We start from the raw sequence: 13,374 nt of genomic DNA on the forward strand, positions 1-13,374 counted from the left end.
TTTTATGGGATAAAGCTCCCATGGTTATTAGTTGGACAAAGATGGTAATAAATTCTTAGCAATCATATCCCCCTTTTGTGGTATTTTTAACATTAAAATTCCTACTTTTAAACCAAATAGTTATCGAATGGCTAAAAATAACATAAGTGCCGATGTTCATGTACTTACGAAAGTCTGGAAAAGTGAACCCGAACTTTTTGATCTGGATGTGCCTGTTGCCCAGACTGAACCTCCTCTGGAAAGTGTTTTTGCCAATTATTTCTCGCTCGGGCCTTACTATTATTATGTGCTAAGCCTGCCCGGCAGTACGCTCTCTTACCATCATAAAAACATTCTTGATATGCATGGATTAGATGAGTTGCCGCAGACGCTTTCAGAAATCATTGACCTGATTCATCCCGATGATCTACAGTTTGTGGTGGAAGCAGAAAAGATGTCGTACCAGAAAGTGCGGGAAATCGGACTTTCACATGTGCTGAATTTAAAGACCAGCTATTGTTTCCGAATGCGGACAGGAAAAGATACATATGAATTATTCCACCACCAGGCGATCCACACCTTGCAGTCTGATGACGGCAGCATTTTGCAGGCAGTGAATATCCATACAAACATTCAGCACATTACCGGTAAGAATCCGTATACAGTCTTGATTACCGGCGTTGGCGGCCGCACAGATTTTCACCAGCTACAGTATAAAGCGATCCAACATGAATCCGCGCCCGATTATTGTAAACTTACGGCCCGTGAAACTGAGATTCTGCTTCATATCGCTCATGGGCACTCGGCTGTTGAAATCGCGAAAAAGCTTCATATTTCCGAGCATACCGTAAAAAGTCACCGCAAAAACATCATTGACAAGATGCAGGTACGCAACTCGCGTGATCTGATTCGCAAAGCGGTTGAGTTGGCAATCATTTAATTGAAATCTAAAATATCGAATAAAAAAAACCGGCTTAGAAAATTCTAAACCGGTTTTTTTAAGTAATTAAAGAAATCTACTTCACAATCATTTTGGCAACCGCAGTTCCCTGATCTGATTTTAATTGAATTAAATATAAACCAGTTTTCAGACCGGACACCGAAATATTCTCAATGCCATTTGTTTTGCTAAGCTTAGCGGTCTTTACAAGTGATCCGGAGAGATCATAAATATAAACCGCACCGTTTTTCGCATTTGTATAGTTCAATACTGCATTTCCGTTGCTCACAGGGTTTTGAGCAAGGCGCAGCGAAACCGTGTTTTTGTTTGAAGCACTTTCATCTGTAGCAAGGCCGGATGCGTTCCCGAAAATCCTGAATCCGCCCGGTTCTATGGTGATTGGCGCGGCCGTGTCTGTCACACCAAAAGACGTTTCATCCATCAGATTCACCCAGTTGCCCGCGTATGGGAAGTTCGGAACAATATTTTGAGCAGTGAGTGTAAAGTTTGCAAGAATCACCACATTCTTCAGTGAAGACGAAGGCAAATTGTTGTCGTAAATATAAATTCTCGGCATCAGATTGCCCGATTCTACATTGAAAGTTTTGGTATTGAAAACGGCATTTGTCAACCGCAGTTCCAATATTTTAGCCCACGTATCATACACAGATTTTCTCGCCGCGTCAGAGTCGTATCCAAGACCAAAAGCAGTAGGTTTCGGACTGAGTTTACAGTCGCCCGGCAACGCATCACCTTCTGTATTTACAGTCACGCCGTCTTCACACGTGTAGATACTCTTATCAAAACCAAGTTCTGCAAACTGCCAGATCATCTTAGGTCCCGGAACGGTGAGAAATACCGCTCCGTAAGCCTTTTGACGCTGCAGCGCGTTAGCAAGTGTGCGCGTGCTGTATTCCGGACTAGTTGCACCGAAAGTGATGTTTTTGTACATCAGTCTTTCTTCATCATGACTTTCTCCGTAGCTCATTGCGCGGCGCTCTGCAAAACCGTGCGCCTCATAATCTACCCGACTGAAGTTACTGTTGGCGGCAAAGCCCATCGTGTTTTGGTTGTACGGATTGGTCTGCTTGTCCCACATCATTATTCCTTTGCCTTCACTCACGCGGTAGTTGGCCCACTGCGCTTCCTCAGAATCGGTTCCAAGGTGCTCGAAAATGATATATGACGAAGGATCATAAGACCATTGGTTGTCTGCATACGCGCGAAGGATGTTCACACGATCCTGCTGATATTGGTTTGTACAGGCATCATCACCGGCAGTACAGTTTTGTGTAAATCCTTTGGTAAGGTCCCAACGGAAACCATCGATCTTGTATTCTTTGATCCACTGTTCCAAAACGCGCTGTACGTAATATTTGGTTTCCGGTTTTGAGTGATTGAAATCATTAAAGACACTGTAAGAATGTCTCGCAATCTGATTGAAATAAGGATTATCTGCCGCCGGATCTCCGAATCCGTCACCATCAGGATCGACCATCCACATTCTTTCAAGAGGATTTCGGCCGGTAGCATGGTTGAAAGCTACATCCAGGATAACCGCAATCCCGTTTTGGTGACATAAGTCTATGAATTCTTTGAACTTCTCGGGCGTTCCGTACGCTTTGTCAAGTGCATAATGGAAAGCGGTGTTGTATCCCCAGGAATTATTTCCGTCAAATTCCATCACAGGCATCAACTCAATCGCATTGATTTTCAAAGATTTTAAATATGAAATTTTGTCAATAAGAGACTGCCAGGTTTTTTCAGGCGTAAAATCTCTTACGAGCAATTCATAAACAATAAAATTTTCTTTCGCCGGTTTAACAAAGTTGTTTACTGTCCACGGATAGGCAGGTTTTGCAGTTTGGATCACCGAAACTTCAAAATCCTGACCTGCCGGATATTGCGGAAGATCAGGATAAACCGTTGCATTCTGGTTGATATAAGGATCATCATACGGTGATAAAACCAAGGGCGAATAAGGATCCGCAACTTTTATTCCGTCTGCCGTTCTGTACTGGAAGGTATAGATCTGCTGTGGCGTGAGGCCGGTAATCTCAATCCAGTAAAGATTAGAATTTGTGGTATCTCGCTTCATTAAATAATTTCCGCTTACCGTCCAGTTATTGAAACTGCCAATCACGTGAACATACGCTTTGCCGGGCGCATACAGCGCGAGGCCAACTTTGGTAGCGTCAGCCGGATCGTAGTTGATGCCCTGTCTCATATAGGCCGGAATGGGTGCCGAATCTACAGGTAACGCAAGCGAAACCGTGAAAGACTTCGTGACACTGGAACCATCTCCCGGACTTGTCGCAGTAACCTCTATCGTGGCATCCTGCGTCACCGTGTACGCATAATTTAAAGCTGTAGAAGCGCTCGAACTCGCGTAAACCGTGGTTCCATTGGCTTTAATAGTGTAATTCGCGGCAAGTGAAGATGTGCCGGTAATGTTGATCACAGAACCTATATTTACCACATTGGTGCTTCCGGGCAGCGGATTGGTAAGGTTAAACTGGAACTTACCTACATTAAGCACAATGTCCTGCGACTGCACAGAGCCGTTCACTGTTTTTACCAGAAATCCAATTTTTGAAAGCGGTTTCGGACGGTTTCCGTAGAAGGATTTCACGGTGTTCATCGTAAACGTATAAGTGCCGGTGCTTCCGGAACTTGACACATACGTTAGCTTATTTGCAGGGTTTGAGGCCGTCCAGGTCCCGTTTGTAGGACTGTCAGCCTGAACATTATCTGAATCATAAGACCATGCCCAGAGGTAAAGTGCATGCGAAGACAAAACGCCAAAAGCTGTCTCATTCACAGTAAAAGTAACCGTAACAGATTCTGTTTCGTTAAATGTCGGCGGGTTCACCGAATAGGAAACCACCTGCTGCGCTATCGCAAAATAGGGCACTAGCAGCGCTAAAAGCAGCGTATAAAAATATTTCATATAAAATTTATTTAAGCAGTAAAAATACTAAATCTTAAATAGATTCGCCACTGCGTCTGAATACTTTGTAAGCATAATTCAGTGCCGGGAAATATCTTTAAAAAAGAAAAAGAGCCAGCTGAAAAGGAGGAGAAATTTTAGTTTTTTATGGAGTAATCATTAAGCAGCTTTCTGCTCTCTGAGATCTTTACCGGATTTTCGAGCGAGATGTTGCGGCCGGCTAAAAGTTCGGTGAGCAAAGTGCGCATCTGTTCGGCGGCGATGTTCGGGAGATTTGACTTTTGGGCCGCTTCAATGACCTGTCTCTTACCATTCTGCTGAATTTTCGCAAGGTCTTCTTTACTGAAAAGGTTGAAGAATTGTTCTTCGATGTTATAATATTTGTAATCAGTCTCGGTGGAAAGTATTTCAGGAGCCGGAAATTCAAGCAGGCGGACGCGACGGTTTTCTTCGTCGAGCTCCCATTTCAGCTTATCGAAATCATAGCCAACCAAAACTTTTGCCTGAACAATGACCAGCGCTTTCTTTTTAGACGGAAAAAATTTAAGCAGTTTCGTGGTTTCCTCGTAGTTATAAATTTCATTGAAATGTCCTTCTGCAGAAACTATTTTGAAGACTTTGCGCATGCTTTCAGCAATAGTGTGCGAACTTTCAGTTATCACGGCGGCCGAAGCACTATTTCTCGTAGCCAAATAAGCAATGCCGCCGCCCAGCGCAAGGCCGATGATCAGCATCAAAAGTGTGGTGAGCGAACTGGTGGATGAACTTTGAGCCATCTGATAAAATAAAAATACCAGAAACACGAATAAGACCGCCGTTACAGAAATGATCGTGAGCTTTAATTTGTTGATTTTCATGGCTGATTGATTGGCCTCAAGTTGCCGCACCCGATTTCTAAGCAAAATAAGTGCAAAAGATTCCGCCAAGGCGATCTATTTACCGCCTGAAAACTTCGGAGGAAGGATGAGTTCCTCCAATTTACCTTTCACTTCGAGCTTTTTATAGTAGAAATTGCGCGCCATGGTTTTCAGCATCATATCTTTATCTACCAGGTTCCAAAAGTTTTCAGTATGCACAAGCCCGGGTTTTCTTACCTCGTGAAAAATCGTTTGCCAGTTGTCAGGATTATGATCAAATTCTACAATGCCGCAGTGTGGCGGTATTTCCTCAGGTTTTATCATACCCATTGGCAGTAAAAAACTGAATTTGTTGCAGATGTAATCGCCGCAGGAAATTTTGTCGTGTTTGAGGAATTTCTCGGCCGTTTTTGCATTTTGATATTTCTTTTTAAAGTCGTTTTTGAAGTCGCTACGCGAAAGCTTTATCTCAAACTCGTGACTGAAACCTTCAGCATCCACCACAAGGATGTCCGCTTCCCAGTCTGAATGGAAATGATTGGTGAGGACCAGATCTTTCTCAAAATCGCAGAATCGGGAAATGAAATTATAGGTAAGTTCTTCTACTTTAATCATTTAAATAAAACACTTTAAGAAACCAAAAGACTGCAGCCGCGGATATCGGAATGGTCAATCCTGCCCAAGATCTGGAATTTGTCACTGCGAATAACAGAAGCAGATGAAGCAATCTCACAATCGTTTACGATTTTGCCCAAATCCTGCGTCGCAATGAAACTGCACGAATGCTTATTGGCCAGATCGATAATATTCACCGCGCCGGTTCGCCCGGCTTCAATGTAAGAAAACGGATCTTCAGTATTGCGGATCAGCACGCGCATCCAGGGCGGACATTCATAAATATTCTGGCCTAATGAATATGCCTGCGAAAGCAATTCGGTCATCGAATATTCTGAATAAATCTGCTCTGTTCCGAAGCCTTGCTGCACAGTTTTAAGCAACTGATCCTTAGTCATTTCTTCCTTGCGGCCTTTCATTCCGCCAGTTTCTATCACAGTGAGATTTGATGAAGAGTTTAGTTGCAGCTGATTCTCGTTTAAATAATCAAGAAAATCCAGCAGTGCAAACGAAACTCCGAAAAGAAGCACCTTTTTGTCCCGTAAAGTTTGTAGCAAGCTAAAAAGTTCGCGGTGATTATACAGGAAATAACCGTTTTCAGGCTTAGCTGATTGCTTCATCAGAAAATTGACCATGTAAATTAAAGAAGAATGCGGATTTTCGGAATAATTCGGCAGAAGACCCAGGAAAATATAGTCTTCAGGTTTCCCGATGAATTGCGCGAAACTTTTGTAAATACTTTGTTCGTAAAGCTTAAAATCAGCGATAAAATGCCGCGAACGCGTCATTTGCGTGGTTCCGGAGCTCTGAAAATAGCGGTCTGCAGTGCTATTTTGGTCTAAAACCATGTGATTCTTAAACATCTCAATGGGCAGAAACGGAATCTTTTCCACCGCATTAATTTCCGCCGGATTAATGTTCAGATAAGCTACAAACTTTCTGTAAACCTCCACATTTTCGTTTTGATAGCGAAAGGTTTCGAGACAACTTTGCTGAAAGTCTGATTCGGTTTGTATGTTAAAAATATCTTGCATCTCTTTTTACCACTAAGTTCACAATGATTTTAACTAAGTACACAATGAACTATATATTTCCGTTGATCACCCGTTTTATTCCGTTTTTAAACAACAACGTGTTAAAATTAATTAGCAAACCTACTTTGCAATGGCATTAGGCCTACTCTGTATCCTACATCCAACTTTACTTCCTCCTAAATGAGCGGCATTGGTTTCTGATTTTCAATAAAAAGTCCAGATTTAAGAAGCTCGAAATAGAGGCATTCTTCATACGCTGATTCCAGGAGTCCGGGACCTAAAATCCTGTGTACTTTTATACCTGCATCAAATATTACGCGCGAAATCTCATTTTCATTCATAACCGATCATTGTGGCCTTGGTGTAAATCCTTTTTACCATGGTGGTTATTATCGAAAGTATTCAAAAGAAAATCGATGCCATCAAAAACCCCAAAAGTAAAATAGGAAATCCAGTCGCCTAAGTTGATGTATTTTGCATTGTTTTCATTTACTTTTAAGTCCAAAACCATAGGGAGATGCCGGTGGCCGTACACGAAGTAGTCAATGTTTTCATTTCTCAACTTCTCCTTTGAATAGATAATCAAAAATTCCTTGTCTTCACCCAAAAATTCTTTGTCTTCCTCGCCCGAAATCATTTTGTTTTTGGTAGAGAAATAGATCGCGACTTTCATCGCAATGTCGGGATGCAACCAGCGGAAAGCCCATTGTGCCAAAGGATTCGTGAAAAGTTTCTTCATTCTTTTGTAGCCTTTATCACCGGGTCCCAAACCGTCGCCGTGCGCCAAAAGAAACTTCCTGCCATTGATTTCGAAATATTGCTTTTCAAAAAAAACTTTGCAGCCAATCTCGTCTTCAAAATAGGTTTTCATCCACAGATCGTGGTTGCCAACAAACATAAAAAGTTCGATTCCGGCATCTTTAAGCTCCGCAAGTTTACCTAAAACACGCACGTAACCTTTGGGAATTACATGGTTCCATTCATGCCAGAAATCGAAAAGGTCGCCCATTAGGAAAAGGACTTGCGCATCGTCTTTTATCTGGTCGAGCCAGCGGATAAATTTCTCCTCGCGAAATTTGCTCGCCTTTGCATCGGGCGCGCCAAAGTGCTGATCGGAAGCGAAATAGATTTTTTTTCCGGGCTGTAAATCAATCTTCATGCGGCTGCTGTCTTATCTGAAACCTACCTGATCTTCGGCAAACCATTCACCGTAGCTGTTTTCTGTTTCGTGTAGTTTTAAGTAAGCCAAACTCACGTCACCCGTAAGGCGTTTTTTAATTTTTTCGGCGATATCATAAAGCATGTTTTCGCATGTCGGCTGATAATCACAGAAAATCACTTTATGGCCTTTCGTTTCCAGATCTGAACCTAAATCTTTATGTGGCGAAGCTCCATTTACCAAAACCGCATGATCCCAGACATCGATGATTTCAGATTTTACAATCTTTTTGATATCGCCAAAATCTACTACCATACCGTTTTTTGGATGGTCCAGATCATCGATTGGCGTCCCCTTCACCGTTACGAAAAGTTTGTAGGAATGTCCGTGCATATTTTTGCACTTGCCATCGTAATTATAAAGTACGTGCGCGGTTTCGAAAGTAAAAATTTTCGTGATTCTGATCATTTTGCAAAGATAAGATTTTGAGGTGATAATGTGATGAACCCGGATTTGCTGTCCGCCCAAGCAAATATTAAAAAAATCCTCCCAAAAATTTGAGAGGATCATCGTGATATTTACAAACTAAAACCCATTTTAATGGAACTGCGCAGCTTCCGTTGAATTTTTCATCGCCACCACGGACGAATTTCCGGCTGTAATCACTGTTTGCAGCGCATCAAAATAGGAAGTTCCCACAAAATTTTGGTGTTTTACTGCACGGAAACCTTCTTTCTGTAATGCAAATTCTCTTTCCTGAAGCTCGCTGTAGCCGGCCATTCCACGTTTTTTGTATGCCAAAGCGAGTTCGAACATCGAAGTATTTAATGCATGGAAGCCGGCTAACGTAATGAACTGGAATTTATAACCCATTTTAGCAAGCTCCTCGCGGAAGGTTTCCATTTCAGCAACTGAAAGTTTCGCAGCCCAATTGAAAGACGGTGAGCAGTTGTAAGCCAACATTTTTCCGGGGAATTTCGCGTGAATTCCTTCTGCAAATCTTCTTGCATACTCCAAATCGGGATTTGAAGTTTCCATCCAGATCAGATCGGCATAAGGCGCGTAAGAAAGACCTCTGTCGATGCCCTGCTCTACTCCGTTTTTCACTTCAAAAAAACCTTCGGTCGTTCTGTTTCCGGTAACGAACTTCTGGTCTCGCCCGTCAATATCAGAAGTCAGCAGATCGGCCGCATCAGCATCCGTACGGGCAACAATAACGGCTGGAACTCCGCAAACATCGGCCGCAAGGCGCGCTGCAATAAGCTTGTTAATCGCTTCCTGGGTCGGAACAAGAACTTTTCCGCCTAAATGTCCGCACTTTTTCGCTGAAGAAAGTTGGTCTTCAAAGTGAACGCCCGCTGCACCGGCTTCAATCATCTGCTTCATCAGTTCGTAGGCATTTAGATTTCCGCCGAAACCCGCTTCAGCATCGGCAACAATCGGTACCAAATATTCCTTTCTGTCCTCTTCTGCCACACCATTTACAGACTGAATCTGATCGGCTCTCAGCAACGCATTATTAATTCTTTTCACTACACTTGGGACGGAATTCGCAGGATAAAGACTCTGGTCAGGATACATTTCTCCGGAAAGGTTCGCGTCTGCGGCTACCTGCCAACCGGAAAGATAAATGGCTTCCAAACCGGCATCCACTTCCTGTACGGCCTGATTTCCTGTAAGTGCGCCCAATCCGGCCACAAAATCCTGAGTGTTGAGTTTTTCCCATAATTTTTCAGACATCAATTTTGCAATGGTGTAATCGAGTTGGTAAGAACCTCTCAGTTTCAATACTTCTTCTGCGGAATATGGTCTTTCTACACCTTTCCATCTTGGGTTTTCGAGCCAGTCCTGTTCAAGCTGGCGAATTTGTTCCTGGTTTTTCATAATATTTTGGATTTGGTTTTTTAATGAAATATTTAAATGAATTGATAGGCTTTCAACGTCAGGAATTCTTCGAAGTGGTCGTTAAGTACCAGATCATCAAAAATTTCTGTCGCTAACTCGAATTTTCCGTTATTAAATCGTTCGTCACTCACATAGCTTTTGATTTTTTCAAGCTCTTCTTCCTGCCAGGCCAAAACCATTGCAGGCAATAAGGTTCTTCCGTCTTCTAATTTGGCCCCGTTTTTAAGCCATTGCCAAACCTGCGTGCGCGAAATTTCTGCGGTAGCAGCATCTTCCATTAAATTGTAAAGCGCCGCTGCACCCACACCCATCAGCCAGGATTCGATGTACAGGATTCCGACATTGATATTTTTTCTTACGCCATTTTCAGTGATTGTCCCTTTTGGAATTTCGAGTAAATCACCTTCTGAAATCTGATATTCTTCGAATTTTTTGTGAATCTGGTTTTTTTCAGGCATCAGGTCATCGAAGATTTTCTTCGCAACAGGAACCAATCCCGGATGTGCAACCCAAGTTCCGTCGTGTCCGTTTTTTACCTCTCGTTCCTTATCTGCACGCACTTTTGCATAGGCTATTTCATTCTTCTCTTCGTTATTTTTCACAGGAATCTGCGCCGCCATTCCACCCATCGCGTGCACATTTCTTTTGTGGCAAACCTGAATCACGCGTTTTGAATAGGCACTCATAAAAGGTGAAGTCATGGTCACCTGGTCTCTGTCCGGCACGAGAAATTCGGGTCTGTTCCTGAACTTTTTGATATAGGAAAAAATATAATCCCATCTTCCGCAGTTCAGTCCGGAACTGTGCTCTTTCAATTCATACAGAATCTCATCGAGCTGAAAGGCCGCCGTAATGGTTTCAATTAAAACAGTTGCTTTGATAGTACCCTGCGGAATTTGCAGAGAATCCTGAGAAAATTTAAAAACGTCATTCCACCAGCGGGCTTCCTTGTAATGTTCGAGTTTTGGAAGATAAAAATATGGTCCGCTACCATTTTGGATCAGTTTTTTTGCATTTCTGAAAAAGTAGATTCCAAAATCAATTAAAGAACCCGAAGCTTTTTCTCCGTCTATCTCGATATTTTTTTCTTCCAAATGGAGACCTCTGGGACGAATAAGCAGAACTGCAGTCTGGTCAGTGAGTTGATAGGTTTTCCCGTTTTCATTTTTAAAACTGATGGTGTGGTTTACAGCATCGGATAGATTGATTTGTCCTTCCATGCAGTTTTCCCAGGTCGGCGAATTGCTGTCCTCAAAATCTGCCATGAAGGTGGAAGCGCCCGAATTAAGGGCATTAATAATCATTTTGCGTGCCACCGGACCGGTAATTTCCACTCTTCTGTCGAGCAAATCCTCAGGCAGTACACCGCAAACCCAATTGCTTTCCCTGATTTCTTTCGTTTCAGGCAGGAAAATGGGCAGGTTTCCCTTATCGAACTCGTTTTGTTGCGCTTTTCTTGTCTGAATCAGTTCCAGTCGTTTAGCATTGAACCGTACGTGAAGTTCGGTCAGAAAATCAATCATATCTGCAGAGAAAATCTCGTGGTAAGGTCTGGTTGCCAAGACCTTAAATTTCGTCGCCGTTTCCATTTCATTAAATTTTTGAGATTGTGATACATCAAAACTATAAAAATATTTTCACTTCCAGCGAACGTTCGCTAACTTTTAAAAATAATAATTATGCGAAAAACAGTTCTTTTTAATTTAACTTTGTGTCCATCGGACTTCCGGGATTATCTGGAAGTATTAAAAATTTAAAACCGACTTATGACGCACGACGGCGAATTCATCAAAACCGTATTCGGACTGAAAATGAAACAGTTCCGCCAGAAAAGAAACATTTCGCTGCAGGAACTTTCAAATCAAACCGGATTGTCAAAATCATATCTTAATGAGATTGAAAACGGCAAAAAATACCCGAAACACGACAAAATCGGTCAGCTCGCCACAGCATTACACTGCACTTACAATGATTTAGTATCCACGAAACTCGACAAAAGTCTCTCGCCGATTGTTGAAATTATTCAGTCGGATTTTTTTAAGGAAATTCCGCTGGATCTTTTTGGGATTAATAAAAACAACCTCATCAGCCTTATAAGTGACGCTCCAAAAAAAGTGACAGCATTCATCACCACGCTGATAGAAATTTCAAAAAATTACAATCTGAGTAAGGAACGGTTCTACTTTGCCGTGCTTAGGAGTTTTCAGGAGCTCTACGATAATTTTTTTCCGGAAATCGAGGAAAAGGCAAGCGCTTATTCCATTCAAAATCAGATTCCTCATAAACCTAATTCTGTTACATTAGAGAAAATTCTGCGTGAAGAATTTAATTACGAGATCAGAACTATGGATTTCGAAAAATATGGCGCCACCGGAAAACTTCGGTCACTTTTTATCCCGGAAAAGAAGCTGCTTCTACTGAATGAACTTCTCGATGAAGACCAGAAAACCTTCATTTTTGCAAAGGAAATAGGTTTCAATGTCCTGAATCTGCGCATCAGACCGAACACGTATTCCTGGCTTGATTTCACCAGTTTCGAGGAGTTGCTCAGCAATTATTACGCATCCTATTTCGCCGGTTGCCTGCTGATTCACAAGGGAATTTTGACCGAAAAAATATCGGCGTTTTTTAGTTCAAATGAGTGGGAGCCACAGAATTTTGAGAATCTCATCGAAGAATTTACCAATTCACCGGAAACGTTTTACTATCGCCTGACCAACATTTTGCCGCAGGAATTCGGCATCAAGGACCTTTTTTATCTGTGTTTTACGAAGAAGAAATTTTCAGACAACCTTGAGATTTTAAAGGAACTTCATCTGAACCGCCAACAGGCACCGCACGCCAACGCCACCAACGAACATTATTGCAGAAGATGGATTGCCGTGAAAAACCTGATGAATCTGCAGGAAAACGAAACGTTAACCGCAGCCCAGATTTCTCATTACAAAGACAGTGGTCTAACCTATCTTGTGATATCTACCTCGCAAAAAAATCCGTTCTCAGACGGAACTAACAGGAGTTATTGCCTCGGCATCCTGCTGAATTCAAACTCTTTAAAGAAAATAAATTTCGCTAAAAGTGACCAAATAAGAACTGTGAATGTAGGCGTAACCTGCGAATTTTGCAGTATCCCAAACTGCGAAGTGAGGCAGGCGCCAGCGCTGCGTCTGGAAAAAGAACTTTTGAATGAAAATATGAAGAAAGCCATTCAGATGATCAAAAAAGAGATGTGACACGCGCATAATTTGTAACTTTAAAATGACAAAACACGGATGTGATTTTAAATTTACTTTTCCCGAACCGCTGCCTGCGCTGCAACCGGATTATCACTTCTAAAGAGATTGTCTGCGAATTGTGTTTTGACCAGATTCATTTCACACATTATCTGTTTAACGCAAACAACCTGCTTAAAGAAAAATGTCGGCTTCTGTTTCCGGTAGAAAACGCTTATGCGCTGATGCAGTTTGAAGAAGAAAGTCTGAGCCGGGAAATTGTGCACCAACTGAAGTACGGCCGCCGCGAAAAGATCGGGAAGACACTGGCCGAGTGGGTCACAGAGCGCGTAGATTTCGGCAATGACCCTCCCGACTTCTTTGTCACGGTTCCGCTGCACGCAAAGAAACTCCGAAAACGCGGGTATAATCAACTGCATCTTTTCGCTGACACATTAAGTAAACATTATGGGATACCGTGTGACCACAATCTGCTCAAGCGAAATGCCAACAGACGTGCACAGGCAACAAAAGACCGGATTCACCGGGCTGAAACCGAATCGCTGTTCACTTGCACGCGTGAGGTGACTGATAAGCACATTTTGCTCGTCGATGACGTTTTTACTACTGGAAATACCATGAGTTCCGTGGCATGGGAAATACTAAAATCGGGCAATAACCGGATTTCTGTACTTGTGATGGCTGAAGATTATTAGAATTGAA

The 13,374-nt window shown here is 42.4% G+C and carries 12 protein-coding genes; 3 read left to right on the top strand and 9 right to left on the bottom strand.

Features of this window, described 5'->3' with window-relative positions; genetic code table 11:
* Window positions 1–127: 127 nt before the first annotated feature.
* A complete protein-coding gene (locus tag QEP06_RS09880; RefSeq protein ID WP_285270114.1) occupies window positions 128–919 on the top strand; it encodes a response regulator transcription factor in 792 nt (263 codons plus the stop codon).
* Window positions 920–995: 76 nt separating this feature from the next.
* Here the strand turns inward: QEP06_RS09880 and QEP06_RS09885 are convergent, their stop codons facing one another.
* The 9 genes from QEP06_RS09885 to aceB all read right to left on the bottom strand — a co-directional run bounded on the left by QEP06_RS09885 (window position 996) and on the right by aceB (window position 11,028).
* A complete protein-coding gene (locus QEP06_RS09885; protein ID WP_285270115.1) occupies window positions 996–3,869 on the bottom strand; it encodes an alpha-amylase family glycosyl hydrolase in 2,874 nt (957 codons plus the stop codon).
* 137 nt (window positions 3,870–4,006) lie between these two features.
* Window positions 4,007–4,726, bottom strand: coding sequence for a DUF4230 domain-containing protein (locus QEP06_RS09890; protein WP_285270116.1), 720 nt, complete (start codon window positions 4,724–4,726; stop codon window positions 4,007–4,009).
* Between the two features lie 75 nt (window positions 4,727–4,801).
* On the bottom strand, window positions 4,802–5,341 hold the full coding sequence (locus QEP06_RS09895; protein ID WP_285270117.1) for a hypothetical protein: 540 nt from the start codon (window positions 5,339–5,341) through the stop codon (window positions 4,802–4,804).
* A 14-nt stretch (window positions 5,342–5,355) separates the two neighbouring features.
* Window positions 5,356–6,375 carry a LuxE/PaaK family acyltransferase gene (locus tag QEP06_RS09900; protein ID WP_285270118.1) on the bottom strand — a complete coding sequence of 340 codons (1,020 nt, stop codon included), beginning with the start codon at window positions 6,373–6,375 and terminating at the stop codon, window positions 5,356–5,358.
* A 176-nt stretch (window positions 6,376–6,551) separates the two neighbouring features.
* Window positions 6,552–6,716: a GxxExxY protein gene (locus QEP06_RS11675; protein ID WP_341850014.1), complete on the bottom strand. Its 165-nt coding sequence runs from the start codon at window positions 6,714–6,716 to the stop codon at window positions 6,552–6,554.
* A complete protein-coding gene (locus QEP06_RS09910; RefSeq protein WP_285270119.1) occupies window positions 6,713–7,534 on the bottom strand; it encodes a UDP-2,3-diacylglucosamine diphosphatase in 822 nt (273 codons plus the stop codon). Before QEP06_RS09910 ends, QEP06_RS11675 begins: the two co-directional genes overlap by 4 nt.
* 12 nt (window positions 7,535–7,546) lie before the next feature.
* Window positions 7,547–8,002: a 6-pyruvoyl trahydropterin synthase family protein gene (locus QEP06_RS09915; protein WP_285270120.1), complete on the bottom strand. Its 456-nt coding sequence runs from the start codon at window positions 8,000–8,002 to the stop codon at window positions 7,547–7,549.
* Between the two features lie 129 nt (window positions 8,003–8,131).
* Window positions 8,132–9,418, bottom strand: coding sequence for an isocitrate lyase (aceA, locus tag QEP06_RS09920; RefSeq protein WP_425256198.1), 1,287 nt, complete (start codon window positions 9,416–9,418; stop codon window positions 8,132–8,134).
* Window positions 9,419–9,450: 32 nt separating this feature from the next.
* Window positions 9,451–11,028, bottom strand: a complete 1,578-nt coding sequence (aceB, locus tag QEP06_RS09925) for a malate synthase A (protein WP_285270121.1) — start codon at window positions 11,026–11,028, stop codon at window positions 9,451–9,453.
* A gap of 177 nt (window positions 11,029–11,205) precedes the next feature.
* On the opposite strand from aceB, the gene QEP06_RS09930 reads away from it, so the two are divergent.
* Together QEP06_RS09930 and QEP06_RS09935 are read left to right on the top strand one after the other, a co-directional pair.
* Window positions 11,206–12,672, top strand: coding sequence for a helix-turn-helix domain-containing protein (locus tag QEP06_RS09930; RefSeq protein WP_285270122.1), 1,467 nt, complete (start codon window positions 11,206–11,208; stop codon window positions 12,670–12,672).
* Window positions 12,673–12,713: 41 nt separating this feature from the next.
* Entirely contained in the window at window positions 12,714–13,367 is a 654-nt protein-coding gene (locus QEP06_RS09935; protein ID WP_285270123.1) for a ComF family protein, read from the top strand.
* The last annotated feature ends 7 nt before the right edge of the window (window positions 13,368–13,374 follow it).

It is taken from the genome of Kaistella rhinocerotis (genome assembly GCF_030243905.1).
Classification (GTDB): domain Bacteria; phylum Bacteroidota; class Bacteroidia; order Flavobacteriales; family Weeksellaceae; genus Kaistella; species Kaistella rhinocerotis.

Coding starts and splice junctions, on each gene's coding strand:
- QEP06_RS09890 (WP_285270116.1), bottom strand. CDS start 4,726: ATGAAAATCAACAAATTAAAGCTCACGATCATTTCTGTAACGGCGGTC.
- aceA (WP_425256198.1), bottom strand. CDS start 9,418: ATGAAAAACCAGGAACAAATTCGCCAGCTTGAACAGGACTGGCTCGAA.
- QEP06_RS09885 (WP_285270115.1), bottom strand. CDS start 3,869: ATGAAATATTTTTATACGCTGCTTTTAGCGCTGCTAGTGCCCTATTTT.
- QEP06_RS09900 (WP_285270118.1), bottom strand. CDS start 6,375: ATGCAAGATATTTTTAACATACAAACCGAATCAGACTTTCAGCAAAGT.
- aceB (WP_285270121.1), bottom strand. CDS start 11,028: ATGGAAACGGCGACGAAATTTAAGGTCTTGGCAACCAGACCTTACCAC.
- QEP06_RS09910 (WP_285270119.1), bottom strand. CDS start 7,534: ATGAAGATTGATTTACAGCCCGGAAAAAAAATCTATTTCGCTTCCGAT.
- QEP06_RS09930 (WP_285270122.1), top strand. CDS start 11,206: ATGACGCACGACGGCGAATTCATCAAAACCGTATTCGGACTGAAAATG.
- QEP06_RS09915 (WP_285270120.1), bottom strand. CDS start 8,002: ATGATCAGAATCACGAAAATTTTTACTTTCGAAACCGCGCACGTACTT.
- QEP06_RS09895 (WP_285270117.1), bottom strand. CDS start 5,341: ATGATTAAAGTAGAAGAACTTACCTATAATTTCATTTCCCGATTCTGC.
- QEP06_RS09880 (WP_285270114.1), top strand. CDS start 128: ATGGCTAAAAATAACATAAGTGCCGATGTTCATGTACTTACGAAAGTC.
- QEP06_RS11675 (WP_341850014.1), bottom strand. CDS start 6,716: ATGAATGAAAATGAGATTTCGCGCGTAATATTTGATGCAGGTATAAAA.